We start from the raw sequence: 17563 nt of genomic DNA on the forward strand, positions 1-17563 counted from the left end.
TCACTATATTATAAAATTTTTCCCACATTGTCAACAAATTATACAAATATTACATAGCAAATAAAAACAGCTGCTATAACACCAGCTACATGACTAATCATAGCACATGACAATGTATGCCTAGTATTTTTTATCTTTAGACTTCCATAGTATATTGCCATTGTATAAAAGATAGTTTCAGAAGAACCTACAATTGTAGCACCCATTTTTTCTACTAAACTACCTATTCCAACCCTATTTGCAAGTTCACTATACATACCTAAAGCACCACTTCCAGATAAAGGTTTTACACTTATTAGACCTATTAATTCTTTTGGTATACTCATCATATTAGCTATTGGTGTAAATAACCATTCTAACATATCAAGACCTTTACCTGTTTTGAATATTCCTATTGCCAGGAATATTCCTATTATATATGGTAGAATATCCCATGCTGCCTTTAGCCCATCAATTGCCCCTTTTACAAAACTATCATACACATCTATTTTTTTATATTTACCATAAACTACTATGTACAAAATTATTATTGGTATAAGTAAGTTTGAAAACACTTCCATATATCTACATCCCCTTTATCTATATCTTCTTTGAAAAAATTTACATGTTATTATCGCTATTACTGTAGATATAATGGTTGCAAATAAGGTTGTAAAAATTATTTCACTTGGATTTTGAGCTCCCATATCCATCCTTAATTTAATTATGGTAAATGGAATTATTTGTATAGATGATATATTTATTACCATAAACATAATCATATCATTAGTTGCTGTATCTTTTTTGTTGTTTAAAGTTTGAAGCTCACTCATTGCCTTTAAACCAAATGCTGTTGCACCATTTCCAGCACCCAGCATGTTTAAAGCAATGTTCATAACTATATAAGACATTGCTTTGTGACCTTTTGGAATAGAAGGAAATAATCTTCTCATTATAGGATTTAATTTCTGGCCTATCTTTTCGATTAGACCTGATTCTTTTGCAATATTCATTACACCCATCCAAAGTGCCATTATACCAGCTAGACTTATTGCAAATTCTATACCTTTTGATGTTTCACTTAATATAACTTTATTTAATTCACCCATATTTTTAGAAATCAAACTTCCTATTATTCCTATTGATACCATATAAAACCATATTTTTCCTATCCTAATCATCCTCCTCTTTAAATAATTTTATGATAGTTAGGTAATACTTTATACTTGAAAGTTGTACTATATTATGTTTTAGTATAAGTGTGGGAGTTTTTATAATTTTTAATATTTAATAATAATTAAGGAGAGAAATAATGAGAAATCTAACACTTCTTACTGATTTATATCAGCTGACTATGTTAAATGGCTATTTTGAAAAAAATATTCACGAAGACATTGTTGTATTCGATATGTTTTTTAGAAAAAACGCTTGTGATGGAGGGTATACTATAGTTTGTGGTATTGATCAGGTTGTTGAATACATAGATAATCTTCATTTCTCAGATGAAGATTTAGAGTACTTAAAAAGCTTAAATTTATTTTCTGATAAGTTTCTAAAGTTTTTAAAAGAATTTAAGTTCACAGGAGATATATATGCTGTTGAAGAAGGAACTATCATGTTTCCTAATGAGCCATTGATTACTGTTAAGGCACCTTTATATCAAGCTCAACTTATTGAAACAGCATTGTTGACAATAGTCAATTTTCAATCTCTTATTGCTACTAAAGCCTCTAGAGTTTGTTTTGCAGCTCAAGGAGACCCTGTATTTGAATTTGGATTACGCCGTGCACAAGGTGCAGATGCAGGTATATATGGTGCTAGAGCTGCTGTAGTTGGTGGTTGTACTGGAACTGCAAATGTATTAGCTGGGAAAATGTTTGATATACCTATAATTGGTACACATGCTCATAGTTGGGTACAAAAATTTGATACTGAACTTGATGCATTCCAAGCATATGCTGATGTTTATCCAGACAAATGCTTACTACTTGTAGATACTTATGATGTATTAAACAGTGGTGTACCTAATGCAATAAAAGTATTTAAAAATATTTCCGAAAAAGGATACAAACCTATGGGTATAAGACTAGATTCTGGAGATTTAGCTTATTTATCTAAAGAAGCAAAAAAACAATTAGATAGTGCTGGTTTTTCAGATATTAGCATTACTGCATCTAATGACCTTGATGAATACACTATATCATCACTTAAAGCAGAAGGAGCTACTATAAATTCATGGGGAGTAGGCACAAAGCTCATTACATCTTTCGATTCACCTTCTCTTGGAGGAGTTTACAAATTAGCTGCATCTTGTGAAAATGGAACTCTTGAACCTAAGATAAAAATTTCTGAAAATCCAGAGAAAATAAATAATCCTGGTTACAAGAAAGTTATAAGAATATATAACGAAGACAATAAAGCAGAGGCAGATTTAATTATGTTACATGATGAAGTTATAGATGAATCTAAACCTTTAGAAATCTTCCATCCTACATATACATGGAAAACGAAGATATTTACAAACTATAAAGTTAAAGAGCTTCTTAAACCATTGTATATAAAAGGAATATGCAAATATAATAAAAAACCTGTTCTTGAAATAAAAAATCATGTACAATATGAATTAAGTACTATCTGGGAACAATACAAAAGACTTTCAAAACCACACATTTATAAGGTTGATTTATCTAGAAATCTTTGGTATTTAAAAACAAAAATGATAGATTCTAAAAAAGTTTTATAGCATTAATTATTTTTATTTAAGGGGGACTGTTTATTTATGGATGTTACAGATTATAGAATCATAGAAATTTTACAGGATGATGGGAGAATTTCTATGAAGGACTTAGGAAAAATAGTTGGTTTAACTTCTCCTGCAGTTTCAGAAAGAGTCAAAAGATTAGAAGAATCTGGTGTTATAGAAGGATATAAGGCTATTGTTAACCCAGATTCATTAGGTAGAGTTATAAAGGCATTTATTCATATTTCTCTTCCAAGTAATGGATATACAGAGTTCATTGAATCAGCTGGAAAGGACCCTAGAATTGTAGAATGTCACCATATAACAGGTGATGATTGCTTACTTTTAAAAGTCATTGTAAAAGATATGTACGAATTAGAAAATGTGATTGATACTATAAAGAAAATAGGCTCTACTAAGACCTCTGTTATACTATCAACACCAATACAAGCAAAATCAATATTGTAATATAAGTTAAATACTAATGGTTTATTGACTAATAGACCATTAAGTATTCTTAATGAGATTCCAATTTTTGATATAAAAAAAGTTGTCTTTCATAATTTTATAACAAAGACAACTTCTTTTATGTTTTTGAAATCTACATATTTTAAACTTTATCTAACCATTTAAAATTCAATTATGTTAACTAAATTTATACATGTGTATAATTACTCTTATACAAGTAATTTGTTAGAATGTATTCCATATATGTCTTTAACACACTCACTTCTTCACTTTTATCTAATAGTTTTATTGTAGAAACTATATCTGCATATCCAAGAAGTATTATGCCTATAGTATCTTCATCCACTAGATTAAATACATTAATTAATTCTTTTCTACTCAAATCATTTTTCTTATACAAGGATAGCAGTATCATGTGATATCTTACATATTTGCTTATAAGTTTATATGTCTCTGTTGATAAATCTAACTTTATCCCCATATTGTCTATTATTTGAGCACCTATTTTTTCATGATTTGTAAAATGAACTCTTCCTGTTTCATCTAAAGTCATACTATCAGGCTTACCTATATCATGTAGAAATATTCCTAACTTTAGTGCATGTAACTTATTTATACCATCCCCAATACATACATTTAAATAATTTGATACATGTTCTCTTAAATGTATTGGAAAAAAAGCTTTATCATTTAACACTATTTCTAATTCTCTTAATGCATTTATAGAGTGTTCAAAGCAATTAACAACATGATACTTACATTCTCCTACAGACTTCATACATTTTACTTTAGGTATTATTTTTTCTAGTTCTTCCTTTTCATCTAACTCTACAAACGTTTTGTGTGTATCTTTTCTATTTAAACTCTCTATTATAATTTTTTCTATTTCCATAAAATCACCTCAGATTCAGGTTTTATAAATCCAGGACTTGTTTATAAACTACATCCTTTTTTAATTTTCTATCTTTACAAACTATTTTTATTGCATCTTTTTTGTTCATACCACTTTCAATTAGTTTTAAAACATATTCTCTGTCTGTAAGAGCATCATAATCTTCTTTTTTTGACTTTTCACCATGAAATCCTTCTACGATTAATACGAACTCACCTCTTACTTCTTTTTCATCAAATATTTTTATAACAGTTTCTATATCTTCTCTGATTATCTCTTGATATTTTTTTGTAAGTTCTCTATTTATGGAAATTTTTCTATTTCCAAGAATCTTAAACATATCTTTTAGTGTATCCTTCAATCTATGTGGTGATTCATAAAAAATTATAGTTCTACTTTCTTCTTTTATTTCTTCTAGTTGCCCTTTTCTAACTTTTTTATCTCTATCTAAAAAGCCCTCAAAAACGAATTTATGTGTATCCATACCAGAACCAACCAAAGCAGTTACAAATGCTGTTGCACCTGGTAAAACTTCTATTTCTATATTGTTTTGTATAGCTTGTTTTATTATTTCTTCTCCTGGGTCAGATATACCAGGCATACCTGCATCGCTTATCAAGGCTATATTTTCGCCATCAATTAGTTTATTTATTAAATAATCACCCTTTGAATCTTTATTGTGTTCATGATAACTAGTCAAAGGCTTTGAGATTTCAAAATGATTTAAAAGCTTTATACTATGTCTTGTATCTTCTGCTGCAATTAAATCCACTTCTTTTAATACTCTTAAAGTTCTATATGTTATATCCTCTAAGTTTCCTATTGGTGTTGGACATATGTACAATTTCCCACTCATCTATAACTCTCCTATATCTTCATTATTATATATTGCTTTTAATTCTTTTGTATAATTCCCATCTTCTCCATAAACATACAATGGGTCTAATATTTTAAGCTCTGGTCTTCCATCTTTTACAAATTGAACTAAAACCAAATTAGGTGCTTTTTTAGGTCTTGGATGTACAAATTGGATAACTTTTGGCTCTAGTTTATATTTTCGCCCTAAAGTTATTATATCAACCAACCTTGTTGGCCTATGTATCATGAAAAACTTTCCTCTAGGCATAACTAATCTAGATGCAGCTTTGATTACATCTTCTAAATTACACTTTACTTCATGTCTTGATATTGCTTTTTTATCATTTGGATTTTTTATTCCATCGATATGCATATATGGAGGATTTGATGTAACTACATGATAACCATTTATATCTAAAACTTTATCTATAGATTTTATATCCTCATTTATAATCTCAACTCTTTCTTCCAAATTATTTAATTTTACAGAACGAGTTGCCATTTCATATACATCTTCTTGTATTTCTACACCAATAATTTTTTTAGCTTCACTTTTTCCTGCTATTAAAATAGGTATGATTCCTGTTCCTGTACCTAGGTCTACAACTTTAGCATCTTTTTTTATTTTAGTAAAATTAGCTAATAAAACTGCATCTATACCAAAACAAAATCCATTAGTATCTTGTATAAGTCTAAGACCTTTTAATTGTAAATCATCTATTCTTTCTGAATCTTTTAATTGCATGTTCATAAAATCTCCTCAAATATTAATAACCTCAAGTATTATTTGCTTTAAAAAAGGTAGGAAAAGCCCTACCTTAAATTTAATCTTCTAATTTCTTTAACTCTCTTAGTGTGGCTTCATCTAATCCATCATTATCTTTGCATTTACCGCCACAGCCATCACATTTTTTAGGCTCTCTAAGTATTTTTATCTCTTCTCTTGTATATATCTTTACTGTTTTATCCTGAAACTCTACTTTAATTTGCTCTAATAGAGGATTTACTTCTACAACTTTTCCTTTTCCATCATCTGATTGCACTAGTGCACCTACAATAGGCATTTTTTCTATTGCCTCACTATATACATCATGCTCATATTTTAAACAGCAGAACAATCTTCCACATATTCCAGATATTTTTGTTGGATTTAAAGATAAGCTTTGATCTTTTGCCATCTTTATTGAAACTGGTTGAAAATCACCCAACCATGATGAACAGCAAAGTTTTCTACCACAAGGTCCTAGACCTCCTATGGATTTTGCTTCATCTCTAACACCAATTTGTCTAAGCTCTATTCTCGTTTTAAATATAGCAGCTAAATCTTTTACAAGTTCTCTAAAGTCTATTCTTCCTTCTGCTGTAAAGTAAAAAATCAATTTATTTCTATCAAAAGTATATTCACAATCTATTAGAAACATTGTTAACTCATGCTCTTTTATTTTTTGTTGGCATAATTCAAAGGTTTCTTTTGCCTTTTCTTTATTTTCTAGATATATTTTTTTATCTTCTTCTGTAGCTATTCTTATAATTGGTTTTAAAGGGGAAACTAGTTCGCTCTCATCCATTTCTTTTGGCCCTACTACTACTTTTCCATACTCTAAACCTCTTGCAGTTTCTACAACTACATCCATTTCTTGCTCTATATTAAAATCAACAGGGTCAAAATAATATATTTTTCCTGCACTTTTAAACCTTATACCTACTATTTTTATCATTTAATCACCTCGTATATATTTAAAGACATAACTTGTATGCTTATATTGAAATTGCAATTGCTCTTTATTTTACTCTTTGCATCTTCTATTATATCAATAATCTTAGACAATTGAGAATAACTAATTTTTCCACTCATATTTTGAATAAAAACTAGCTTATCTACATTTATTAGCATATTTTTATTAACATTTTCTTTTAATAGGATAATATCTCGAAAATAGTTTATCATAATATCCAATAAACTTATAATCTTACCTCTGTATTTTTCCATATTATTTGGTATGTTTAGAATCTCTACTATGTTTTTATCTAACATTACTTGAATATACTGTTGTATATCTTCTCTCATCACTGAAAACTCAGTAGACTGAGATAGATTTAAAGCATTCTCAATACTTCCCCTTGAAAAAGTAGCCAACAGTTGAGCTCTTTCTTCCTCTATACCTGCATTCATCAAATAATTTTTTAAATCTTGCATTGGTATAGGTGAGAACTTTATTATATCACATCTAGATTTTATAGTTTCTAATAAAGATTCTTTGTTGTTTGTGACTAAGATTATTATAGCATAATTTGGAGGTTCCTCCAGTATCTTTAAAAGTGCATTTTGGGCTTCTACAGTCATTTTTTCAGCATTGTTAATTATATATATTTTATAGTCCTTATGAGGTCTTATTACTATGTCTGATTGTAAACTTCTGATTTGAGCTATTTTTATGCTATTTCCATCTGGCTTTATGAGTACATAGTCTGGACTGTTTTCTAGATTTACATAGTCAAGCAACAGCTTGGATAGTTCATCAGCAAACTTCTTTTTCCCTATCCCATCTATTCCCTCAAACATATACGCATTATTAAGTTTATTTTTCTTTATAGAATTTGTTAAATATTTCTTTGCAAAACTTTGCCCTATAATATTTTCAAAATACATATTTATCTCTCCATAGATTTTATTGAATCAAGAACTATTTCATAAACTTCATTATGTATACTTTCAATACTTCTCAATTCGTTATCTGAAACACAATTTATTTTTTTCCAATTATATTTATCTGCTATGTATAAAGCATTATTATAAGATTTCTTTAAATACTCTATATCACTTTCATGAATATCTTTTTCTTCTTCTCCTGTAATCTTATTTTTTCTATTTTCCATAAGTTTCTCACTAAACTTAATAGGGACATCTAGAAATATAACACAATCAGGTTGTGGTATCTTAAATAAATTAAATTCATAATCAGCTAACCAGTTCAAATATTCTTCTCTATCAGAAGCATCCATTTTAGAAGCCTGGTGTACCATATTAGAAGTTGTATATCTATCTGCGATAATTATTCCACCTTCATTGTAAAACTTCTCCCAATCGGTTTTAAATGAAGCATATCTATCTGCAGTAAAAAAAGTTGATGCTATATATGGGTCTACATCTGAGGCATTTTTACCAAAATCTCCTTTTAAATACATTTTTACCAAAGCAGATGATGGAGACTCATAATTTGGATATTCTACCTTCTTAATCATATAGCCTTCTTTTTCTAATCTTTCATATAATCTTTTTGTCTGAGTTGCCTTTCCACTTGCATCTGAACCACTTTCTATAATTATTAACTTACCTTTCATTTTCATATCCTCCATACAAACACTTTTTACTTTTTAATATAATTTTTATTTAGACAACTTTATATAAATATTCTATACATTACTTATTACAACTATAAGTTTTTTACTTCGCATTATAATTCTAAACTTTGTATTATAAATTTAAATATTTTCTAAATCTATTACTTCTATAAAATTTAAATCTATGTCTTTTAATCCACTTACAACCATACCTTTAGAATTACAGAATATTAAATAATCTATTATTTCTTTGCTGATAATTTCTCCAGGAGATATTATGCTTATTCCAGGTGGATATGGTACTATACACTCACCACAGACTTTACCTATGCTGTCATATATTTTAACATTTTTTTTAGTTTTATAAAATGCTTCTCTAGGTGTTAATATTTTCTTTGGAATAAGAGTGGGATATTTTTTATTTTCTAACTTTGTAAATTTAAAGTCTTCTTTTACAATATTGTTCAATGCTGTTTCTAAACTATTGAAATCATTAGTACTATTTCCTATCGTGCATATTAAAAGAACTCCATAATAATTAGATAATTCTACTTGTATATTATATTTATTTCTTAGAATATTTTCTAGTTCATAACCTGTTAGACCTATATTTTTAGAAGATATAAATATTTTTGTTTTATCATTTGTATCGTATATCTCAATATTTTTGTTAATATTATTCTTAAAAACTCTAATTTTATTTAAAAGCTCTTTCATTAGTTCTTGTCCCCTATTTTCATATATATCTATTGCTAATTCCAAAGAAGATAACAATATATATGAAGGACTTGAAGATTCTGTGATTCTCAACATATTTAAAAGTTTATCTATGTCAATTCTATTTCCTTTTATATGTATCATTGATGATTGGGTAAATGATGGAAGTGTTTTATGAGTACTCTGCACAACTATATCTGCACCTTGCTCAAGAGCTGTTTTAGGAAGTCTATCACTAAGACCTAAATGAGCACCATGTGCTTCATCTATTATTACCACCATTTTTTTATCATGTGCATAATTACAAATATATTCTAAATCATATGTCATTCCATAATATGTAGGATATGTAAGAAGCACTGCTTTTGCATCTAAATTCTTATCCATTACATCAATTACATTATTTATGGATATTCCCTTTAAGACATTCGTATCTTCACTTATCTCACAAGAAATATACTCTATATCTATATCTCCCAAAATACATGCATTTATAACAGACTGATGACAATCTCTATTTACAATTATTTTACTTTTAGGAGTACACACTGACATTATCGCGGACTGTATTCCACAACTACTTCCATTCACTAGATAATATGTATAATCGCTTTTAAATACTCTTGAGGCTTTCTTCTGAGAACTCTTTATAATCCCTTCTGGCGAATGCAAGTTATCTGTTCCTAATATTTCAGTAGTATCCATTTTATACAAATTTTCTAATACATTTCTATATCCTAATTTCTCATAAATTCTGCCCTTTTTATGACCAGGCATATGAAAAGATATCACTTCTTCATCTACAATCTTACTTAATTCATTAATTATAAACATATATTATATAATACTCCTTTTTTCACATAGTATTTCTTTTTTCATAATACATCTTTTTAAAAACTTCAATTCTTATCTATTTTACCATTAAAAAAGATACAAATTAAGATTTTTATAAAATTAAATACCCCATCCTAAATATTTAGAATGAGGTATTTAATATAAAAGTATAAATTAAATTATTCTCTATCATCAGACATTAAGCTTGGTATTAAGTATAATCCAGCTAAACCTACAATGAAGTATATTATTCTACTTACCATTTCATATGTTCCACCAAAAATACTACCTATTAAATCTGTACCTAGGATACCAATTCCTCCCCAGTTAAGAGCACCGATTATAGCTAAAATTAAAGCAACTTTTTTCATTTCTATCACTCCTCAAGAATTAAATTTTTATAATAGTCCATAATTCCTGTGTTTAGTTTTCCCGAAATGAAAAAAGAAATACATATTTTTTGTTTTTTTTTACAAAAAATAAAAAAATTACGTGGCTACGTCCTACTCTCCCAGGCAGTTTCCCACCAAGTACCATCAGCGCTAGAGAGCTTAACTTCTGTGTTCGGAATGGGAACAGGTGTATCCTCTCTGCTATTGTAACCACATAATCTTTATGCTTAATATTTCTATTAAGTTATTAGAATCTAGTAATACTAGTTTCTTTAGAGTTAGCACTCTAAAAACTACATATATATTTTACTGAATGGACATCAAATAATTTGGTCAAGTCCTCGACCTATTAGTATCGATAAGCTAAATACATTGCTGCACTTACACCTTCGACCTATCAACCAGATAGTCTTTCTGGGGTCTTACCCTTGCGGTGGGAAATCTTATCTTGAAGTTGGCTTCGCGCTTAGATGCTTTCAGCGCTTATCCATTCCGTACATAGCTACCCAGCCATGCCCTTGGCAGAACAACTGGTACACCAGAGGTACGTCCATCCCGGTCCTCTCGTACTAAGGACAGGTCTTCTCAAATTTCCTACGCCTGCGACGGATAGGGACCGAACTGTCTCACGACGTTCTGAACCCAGCTCGCGTACCACTTTAATGGGCGAACAGCCCAACCCTTGGGACCTACTACAGCCCCAGGATGTGATGAGCCGACATCGAGGTGCCAAACCTCCCCGTCGATGTGGACTCTTGGGGGAGATAAGCCTGTTATCCCCAGGGTAGCTTTTATCCGTTGAGCGATGGCCCTTCCACGCAGAACCACCGGATCACTAAGTCCGATTTTCATCCTTGCTCGACCTGTATGTCTTGCAATCAAGCTCTCTTTTGCCTTTACACTCTACGTACGATTTCCGACCGTACTGAGAGAACCTTTGAGCGCCTCCGTTACCTTTTGGGAGGCGACCGCCCCAGTCAAACTGCCCACCTGACAGTGTCCCAAGACCAGATTCATGGCCTATGGTTAGAGTCCCAGTACTACAAGGGTGGTATCCCAAGGATGGCTCCGCCAAAACTGGCGTCCTGGTTTCAAAGCCTCCCACCTATCCTGTACATGTAGTACCAAGACCCAATGTCAAGCTACAGTAAAGCTCCATGGGGTCTTTCCGTCCTGTCGCAGGTATCCGGCATCTTCACCGGAATTACAATTTCACCGAGTCTGTTGTTGAGACAGTGCCCAAATCGTTACGCCTTTCGTGCGGGTCGGAACTTACCCGACAAGGAATTTCGCTACCTTAGGACCGTTATAGTTACGGCCGCCGTTTACTGGGGCTTAAGTTCACTGCTTCGATTGCTCTAACAGATCCCCTTAACCTTCCAGCACCGGGCAGGCGTCAGCTCCTATACATCGTCTTGCGACTTAGCAGAAACCTATGTTTTTGGTAAACAGTCGCTTGGGCCTATTCTCTGCGGCCACCGGATGGTGGCACCCCTTATCCCTAAGTTACGGGGTCATTTTGCCGAGTTCCTTAACAACAGTTCTCTCGCGGGCCTTAGGATACTCTCCTCACCCACCTGTGTCGGTTTGCGGTACGGGTACCTTTAACCTCGATAGAGACTTTTCTTGACAGTGTGAAATCAGCTACTTCGCTACTAAATTTCGCTCCCCATCACATCCCAGCATTATCAAAGCGGATTTACCTACTCTGACTGCCTCAATGCTTGGGCACACATAACCAACAGTGTGCTTAGCTTATCCTACTGTGTCATCCCATCTCTCAAACGGTTATCGGTAGTACAGGAATATCAACCTGTTGTCCATCACCTACGCCTTTCGGCCTCAGCTTAGGTCCCGACTAACCCAGGGCGGACGAACCTTCCCCTGGAAACCTTGGGTTTACGGCCTGTGGGATTCTCACCCACATCTCGCTACTCATGCCAACATTCTCACTCCCATACTGTCCACATGTCCTTACGGTCATGCTTCAACCCGTATGGGAAGCTCCCCTACCCATCATAATGATGCCGTAGCTTCGGTAGTAAGTTTTAGCCCCGGAAATCTTCGGCGCAGGATCACTCGACCAGTGAGCTATTACGCACTCTTTGAATGAGTGGCTGCTTCTAAGCCAACATCCTGGTTGTCTGTGCAATCCCACATCCTTTACCACTTAACTTACATTTAGGGACCTTAGCTGACGATCTGGGCTGTTGCCCTTTCGACTATGAATCTTATCACCCACAGTCTGACTCCCAAGTATAAGATGACGGCATTCGGAGTTTGATAGTCTTCGGTAGGTGCAATACCCCCTAGGACATTCAGTGCTCTACCTCCGTATCTCTCACCTTGAGGCTAGCCCTAAAGCTATTTCGGGGAGAACCAGCTATCTCCGGGCTCGATTGGAATTTCACCGCTACCCACAAGTCATCCCCGAGCTTTTCAACGCTCGTGGGTTCGGACCTCCACGAAATTTTACTTTCGCTTCATCCTGCTCATGGGTAGGTCGCCCGGTTTCGGGTCTACGTCAAGTAACTGAACGCTCAGTTAAAACTCGCTTTCGCTACGGCTCCACACCTTAAGTGCTTAACCTTGCTACTTAACGTAACTCGTTGGCCCGTTCTACAAAAAGTACGCGGTCACACAAGAAATGTGCTTCCACAGCTTGTAAGTGCAGGGTTTCAGGTTCTATTTCACTCCCCTCCCGGGGTTCTTTTCACCTTTCCCTCACGGTACTATACGCTATCGGTCACTAGGTAGTATTTAGCCTTGGAGGGTGGTCCCTCCTGCTTCCCACAGGGTTTCACGTGTCCCGTGGTACTCTGGATCATATCTGAAGTCTTCTCGTTTAACATACAGGACTATTACCTTCTGTGGTGGGTCTTTCCAAACCTCTTCAATTACGATACCTCTTCGTTATGATATGTCCGCAACCCCAATAAAGAAAACTTTATTGGTTTGGGCTATTCCGCGTTCGCTCGCCGCTACTTACGGAATCGAATTTCTTTCTCTTCCTTCAGGTACTTAGATGTTTCAGTTCCCTGAGTTCCCCTCATTAAGCTATGTATTCACTTAATGATACTTAGACATTACTCTAAGTGAGTTTCCTCATTCGGAAATCTTCGGATCAAAGTTTACGTGCAACTCCCCGAAGCTTATCGCAGCTTATCACGTCCTTCATCGGCTCCTAGTGCCAAGGCATCCGCCCTGCACCCTTAATAACTTGACCAGTTAAAAAGGTTTGATAGATTAAAGTCTATCAACTTGATAATTTTAAAAAGTTATCAGCTTTATATATTACAAATTAGATGTCATATCACTAAATATATATGCAGTTTTCAAAGTGCTAGCGCACAGCGCCAACGGATAAATCCCGTTGCTTAAAGTGCTAACGCACGTCGCCAACAAACAAACTTCGCATGCGCTCAGCTTATTCTGTTGCTTAAAGTGCAAATTTTGAGTATTCGTAAAAACGAACCCTCAAAATTAAACAGTAGGCAATTCTCCTTAGAAAGGAGGTGATCCAGCCGCACCTTCCGATACGGCTACCTTGTTACGACTTCACCCCAGTTATTGATTCCACCTTCGACGACTTCTTCCAAAAGGTTAGATAATCGGCTTCGGGCGTCTCCAACTCCCGTGGTGTGACGGGCGGTGTGTACAAGACCCGGGAACGCATTCACCGCAGCATTCTGATCTGCGATTACTAGTAACTCCAGCTTCATGTAGGCGAGTTTCAGCCTACAATCCGAACTGAGAGTAGCTTTAAGGGATTAGCTCCACCTTACGGCTTGGCAACCCTCTGTACTACCCATTGTAGCACGTGTGTAGCCCTAAGCATAAGGGGCATGATGATTTGACGTCATCCCCACCTTCCTCCAGGTTATCCCTGGCAGTCTCTCTAGAGTGCCCAACTTAATGATGGCAACTAAAGACAAGGGTTGCGCTCGTTGCGGGACTTAACCCAACATCTCACGACACGAGCTGACGACAACCATGCACCACCTGTCACCAATGTCCCCGAAGGGAAGTCTCCGATTAAGGAGATGTCATTGGGATGTCAAGCTTAGGTAAGGTTCTTCGCGTTGCTTCGAATTAAACCACATGCTCCGCTACTTGTGCGGGTCCCCGTCAATTCCTTTGAGTTTCACTCTTGCGAGCGTACTTCCCAGGCGGAGTACTTAATGCGTTAGCTGCGGCACCGAGGGGGGTAACCCCCGACACCTAGTACTCATCGTTTACAGCGTGGACTACCAGGGTATCTAATCCTGTTTGCTCCCCACGCTTTCGTGCCTCAGCGTCAGTTACAGTCCAGAGAGCCGCCTTCGCAACTGGTGTTCCTCCTAATATCTACGCATTTCACCGCTACACTAGGAATTCCACTCTCCTCTCCTGCACTCAAGTCTCCCAGTTTCAAGAGCTTACTACGGTTGAGCCGTAGCCTTTCACTCCTGACTTGAAAGACCGCCTACGCACCCTTTACGCCCAGTAAATCCGGATAACGCTAGCCCCCTACGTATTACCGCGGCTGCTGGCACGTAGTTAGCCGGGGCTTCCTCCTCAAGTACCGTCATTATCTTCCTTGAGGACAGAGTTTTACGACCCGAAGGCCTTCATCACTCACGCGGCGTTGCTGCATCAGGCTTTCGCCCATTGTGCAATATTCCCCACTGCTGCCTCCCGTAGGAGTTTGGACCGTGTCTCAGTTCCAATGTGGCCGATCACCCTCTCAGGTCGGCTACTGATCGTCGCCTTGGTAAGCCGTTACCTTACCAACTAGCTAATCAGACGCGGGTCCATCCTGTACTGGCTCACCTTTGATATTTAAGAGATGCCTCTCAAATATGTTATCCCGTATTAGCATACCTTTCGGTATGTTATCCGTGTGTACAGGGTAGGTTACCCACGCGTTACTCACCCGTCCGCCGCTCTTTACCGAAGTAAATCGCTCAACTTGCATGTGTTAGGCACGCCGCCAGCGTTCATCCTGAGCCAGGATCAAACTCTCAAATAAAAGTTTATCAGGCTCAGATACTATTGTTATCAAAATATCTGGCTTTATGGTTTGTTTCTTGTTTTATAAATTAACCTACTGTTTAATTTTCAAAGTTCATTTTTCATGTTTGCCCTTTTCTTAAGGACAAGTAATACTATATCATCTTAAAAATGATTCGTCAACACTTTTTCAATATTTTTTTATTTTTTATTTTTAAAAAGGTTATAGCTCTTTGTTTTTTTTAATCAATTTAATTAAAACTAATAGATATAACCCTTGATATTACAAGCAATACCTGCATATATAGTTTTACCTATTTTGCAATTTTATTTTCATAAGAATATGAATTAGCTCTGACTCTATCTGCCCAAACATTTATACTCTTAACTTTATTAACCTTAGTTGTACCTTCAAAAATATCCATTGCATCTTTACAAAAATATACCATAACATCAAGAACTAAAAATCCAACACAAAATAAACATAAAAAATCAATTACTTGAAACATCAGACATTCCCCCAATAATTTTTTATATATAGTATTCTCAGAAATTATTCCATTTCCCTTCCCAAAAATTATTCTAAATATTTTCATAATAAATTACTTTCAATCATATTTTCTAAATATAAAATCTCAATCAACAAAAATTAATATCATTTTGTAATATTTGTTGGTAATTTATAAATTAAATATCTAAAAATTTATTTGTAATATATAAAAAGCATTCTACATTGACATTTTAAATAAAATAAAGCTATTTATTGCTAATTTAACAGCTATACTTTATTTAAAACTTGATAGAATGCTTATATTTTTTAGTTCTCTTCTTCTTTATTTGGATTATTATCAATAGGTTTCATAGTAGGGAATAATAATACATCTCTTATAGATGGAGAGTTAGTCAATAACATAATTACTCTATCTATACCGATTCCTAATCCTCCTGTAGGAGGTAAACCTACTTCTAATGCTTTTAAGAAGTCTTCATCCATTTCAAAAGCTTCATCATCACCTAATTCTCTTTTTCTCAATTGATCCATGAATCTTCCTTTTTGGTCAATTGGGTCATTAAGCTCAGAAAACGCATTAGCTAATTCCCACTTATTAGCAAATGCTTCAAATCTATCAGTCCTTCTTGGGTCTTCATTATTTCTCTTAGATAATGGAGATACTTCAACTGGATGATGAGTTATAAATGTTGGTTGGATTAATTTATCTTCTCCAAATTCTTCAAAGAAAGCATTTATTACTTCTCCTCTTCTCATTCCAGGTTTTATTTCTATACCTTTTTCTTTAGCAACTTCTAACGCTTCTTCGTCTGTATCTATAGTAGAAAAATCTACCCCAGAATACTCTTTAACACATTCTTCCATACTCATTCTTTTCCAAGGAGGTGTAAAGTTTATTTCTGTTCCTTGATAGTTAATTATCATACTTCCTGTAGCAACTTCAGCCATATGTGCGATAACATTTTCTGTTATTTCCATCATATCAGTATAATCAGCATATGCTTGATATAGTTCTATTGCAGTATATTCAGGATTGTGTTTTAAATCCATACCTTCATTTCTAAACATTCTTCCCATTTCATAAACTTTATCAAATCCACCAACAATAAGTCTCTTTAAGTATAATTCATTAGCTATTCTTAAATACATTGGTATATGTAAAGTATTATGATTAGTTATAAATGGTCTAGCATTTGCTCCACCTGCTATAGTGTTTAATATTGGAGTCTCAACTTCTAAAAATCCTCTATCATCTAAGTATGTTCTCAATGCTTTTAATGCTTTTGTTCTAGTTAAAAAAGCATTTTTTACTTCTGGGTTTACTATTAAATCAACATATCTTTGTCTATATCTTAATTCTTGGTCTTTTAATCCATGATATTTTTCTGGTAGTACTTGTAAAGATTTACATAGTAATACTACAGATTTAGCCTTTACAGATATTTCTCCCCTTTTAGTTTTAAAGATTTCCCCTTCAATTCCAACTATATCTCCAATATCATATGTTGAAAATACACTATACTCTTCTTCCCCTATAGCATCTAATCTTACATAAGATTGAATTCTTCCTTCTTGGTCTTGAATATCTATAAAACCAGCCTTACCTTGTATTCTCTTACTCATTATACGTCCTGCTATTTTTGTAGTTTCACCTTCAAGAGAATCAAAATTATCTTTTATCTCAGCAGAATAATGAGTTCTATCATATCTACTCTCTTTAAAAGGGTCTCTATTTGATTCTTGTAATTTTTTTAGTTTATCTCTTCTTACTTGAAGTACTTCACTAAGGTCTTCTTGAATTTGTGCTTCTTCATTGCTTTGTTGATTATTTTTCATTT

At 33.9% G+C, this 17563-nt stretch carries 14 protein-coding genes and 3 rRNA genes; 2 read left to right on the plus strand and 15 right to left on the minus strand.

The annotated features are described in order from the left end of the window. Positions 1–38: 38 nt before the first annotated feature. Positions 39–560 carry a spore maturation protein gene (locus ACTG45_RS19050; protein WP_021386457.1) on the minus strand — a complete coding sequence of 174 codons (522 nt, stop codon included), beginning with the start codon at positions 558–560 and terminating at the stop codon, positions 39–41. 15 nt (positions 561–575) lie between these two features. Beyond that, positions 576–1160 carry a nucleoside recognition domain-containing protein gene (locus ACTG45_RS19055; protein WP_479917775.1) on the minus strand — a complete coding sequence of 195 codons (585 nt, stop codon included), beginning with the start codon at positions 1158–1160 and terminating at the stop codon, positions 576–578. Between the two features lie 131 nt (positions 1161–1291). On the opposite strand from ACTG45_RS19055, the gene ACTG45_RS19060 reads away from it, so the two are divergent. Both ACTG45_RS19060 and ACTG45_RS19065 read left to right on the plus strand, forming a co-directional pair. Then, on the plus strand, positions 1292–2722 hold the full coding sequence (locus tag ACTG45_RS19060) for a nicotinate phosphoribosyltransferase (RefSeq protein WP_021386454.1): 1431 nt from the start codon (positions 1292–1294) through the stop codon (positions 2720–2722). A 36-nt stretch (positions 2723–2758) separates the two neighbouring features. Continuing rightward, positions 2759–3187 (plus strand): Lrp/AsnC family transcriptional regulator, encoded by a 429-nt coding sequence (locus ACTG45_RS19065; RefSeq protein ID WP_021386461.1) that lies wholly within the window; start codon positions 2759–2761, stop codon positions 3185–3187. 187 nt (positions 3188–3374) lie between these two features. Here the strand turns inward: ACTG45_RS19065 and ACTG45_RS19070 are convergent, their stop codons facing one another. The 13 genes from ACTG45_RS19070 to lysS form a co-directional block, all read right to left on the minus strand. Continuing rightward, on the minus strand, positions 3375–4079 hold the full coding sequence (locus tag ACTG45_RS19070; protein WP_479919596.1) for an HD domain-containing protein: 705 nt from the start codon (positions 4077–4079) through the stop codon (positions 3375–3377). 22 nt (positions 4080–4101) lie between these two features. Further along, complete coding sequence (gene rsmI / locus ACTG45_RS19075; RefSeq protein ID WP_021386462.1) at positions 4102–4935, minus strand: 16S rRNA (cytidine(1402)-2'-O)-methyltransferase; 834 nt, start codon at positions 4933–4935, stop codon at positions 4102–4104. Beyond that, complete coding sequence (locus ACTG45_RS19080; protein ID WP_079747087.1) at positions 4936–5682, minus strand: tRNA1(Val) (adenine(37)-N6)-methyltransferase; 747 nt, start codon at positions 5680–5682, stop codon at positions 4936–4938. Positions 5683–5761: 79 nt separating this feature from the next. Continuing rightward, positions 5762–6655, minus strand: a complete 894-nt coding sequence (locus ACTG45_RS19085) for a PSP1 domain-containing protein (RefSeq protein ID WP_021386447.1) — start codon at positions 6653–6655, stop codon at positions 5762–5764. Further along, complete coding sequence (locus ACTG45_RS19090) at positions 6652–7587, minus strand: DNA polymerase III subunit (RefSeq protein ID WP_479919597.1); 936 nt, start codon at positions 7585–7587, stop codon at positions 6652–6654. Before ACTG45_RS19090 ends, ACTG45_RS19085 begins: the two co-directional genes overlap by 4 nt. A gap of 2 nt (positions 7588–7589) precedes the next feature. Beyond that, positions 7590–8279, minus strand: a complete 690-nt coding sequence (locus tag ACTG45_RS19095) for a dTMP kinase (RefSeq protein ID WP_479919598.1) — start codon at positions 8277–8279, stop codon at positions 7590–7592. 141 nt (positions 8280–8420) lie between these two features. After that, positions 8421–9830: an aminotransferase class I/II-fold pyridoxal phosphate-dependent enzyme gene (locus ACTG45_RS19100; RefSeq protein ID WP_479919599.1), complete on the minus strand. Its 1410-nt coding sequence runs from the start codon at positions 9828–9830 to the stop codon at positions 8421–8423. A 179-nt stretch (positions 9831–10009) separates the two neighbouring features. Continuing rightward, positions 10010–10201: a DUF378 domain-containing protein gene (locus ACTG45_RS19105; RefSeq protein ID WP_021386455.1), complete on the minus strand. Its 192-nt coding sequence runs from the start codon at positions 10199–10201 to the stop codon at positions 10010–10012. A 119-nt stretch (positions 10202–10320) separates the two neighbouring features. Then, positions 10321–10437: ribosomal RNA gene (gene rrf / locus ACTG45_RS19110) — 5S ribosomal RNA — on the minus strand. A gap of 114 nt (positions 10438–10551) precedes the next feature. Continuing rightward, positions 10552–13448, minus strand: a 23S ribosomal RNA gene (locus ACTG45_RS19115). 282 nt (positions 13449–13730) lie between these two features. Beyond that, positions 13731–15233, minus strand: a 16S ribosomal RNA gene (locus tag ACTG45_RS19120). The 16S, 23S and 5S rRNA genes sit together here, the layout of an rRNA operon. Positions 15234–15528: 295 nt before the next feature. Continuing rightward, complete coding sequence (locus ACTG45_RS19125) at positions 15529–15723, minus strand: hypothetical protein (protein ID WP_021386474.1); 195 nt, start codon at positions 15721–15723, stop codon at positions 15529–15531. A 308-nt stretch (positions 15724–16031) separates the two neighbouring features. Next, positions 16032–17561: a lysine--tRNA ligase gene (gene lysS, locus ACTG45_RS19130; RefSeq protein WP_479919600.1), complete on the minus strand. Its 1530-nt coding sequence runs from the start codon at positions 17559–17561 to the stop codon at positions 16032–16034. Positions 17562–17563 lie beyond the last annotated feature (2 nt).

The organism is Clostridioides sp. LIBA-7602 (assembly GCF_056688945.1).

Excerpts from the sequence above, each read along its gene's own strand:
- ACTG45_RS19050 (WP_021386457.1), bottom strand. The coding sequence starts at position 560 with ATGGAAGTGTTTTCAAACTTACTTATACCAATAATAATTTTGTACATA.
- ACTG45_RS19055 (WP_479917775.1), bottom strand. The coding sequence starts at position 1,160 with ATGATTAGGATAGGAAAAATATGGTTTTATATGGTATCAATAGGAATA.
- ACTG45_RS19060 (WP_021386454.1), top strand. The coding sequence starts at position 1,292 with ATGAGAAATCTAACACTTCTTACTGATTTATATCAGCTGACTATGTTA.
- ACTG45_RS19065 (WP_021386461.1), top strand. The coding sequence starts at position 2,759 with ATGGATGTTACAGATTATAGAATCATAGAAATTTTACAGGATGATGGG.
- ACTG45_RS19070 (WP_479919596.1), bottom strand. The coding sequence starts at position 4,079 with ATGGAAATAGAAAAAATTATAATAGAGAGTTTAAATAGAAAAGATACA.
- rsmI (WP_021386462.1), bottom strand. The coding sequence starts at position 4,935 with ATGAGTGGGAAATTGTACATATGTCCAACACCAATAGGAAACTTAGAG.
- ACTG45_RS19080 (WP_079747087.1), bottom strand. The coding sequence starts at position 5,682 with ATGCAATTAAAAGATTCAGAAAGAATAGATGATTTACAATTAAAAGGT.
- ACTG45_RS19085 (WP_021386447.1), bottom strand. The coding sequence starts at position 6,655 with ATGATAAAAATAGTAGGTATAAGGTTTAAAAGTGCAGGAAAAATATAT.
- ACTG45_RS19090 (WP_479919597.1), bottom strand. The coding sequence starts at position 7,587 with ATGTATTTTGAAAATATTATAGGGCAAAGTTTTGCAAAGAAATATTTA.
- ACTG45_RS19095 (WP_479919598.1), bottom strand. The coding sequence starts at position 8,279 with ATGAAAGGTAAGTTAATAATTATAGAAAGTGGTTCAGATGCAAGTGGA.
- ACTG45_RS19100 (WP_479919599.1), bottom strand. The coding sequence starts at position 9,830 with ATGTTTATAATTAATGAATTAAGTAAGATTGTAGATGAAGAAGTGATA.
- ACTG45_RS19105 (WP_021386455.1), bottom strand. The coding sequence starts at position 10,201 with ATGAAAAAAGTTGCTTTAATTTTAGCTATAATCGGTGCTCTTAACTGG.
- ACTG45_RS19125 (WP_021386474.1), bottom strand. The coding sequence starts at position 15,723 with ATGTTTCAAGTAATTGATTTTTTATGTTTATTTTGTGTTGGATTTTTA.
- lysS (WP_479919600.1), bottom strand. The coding sequence starts at position 17,561 with ATGAAAAATAATCAACAAAGCAATGAAGAAGCACAAATTCAAGAAGAC.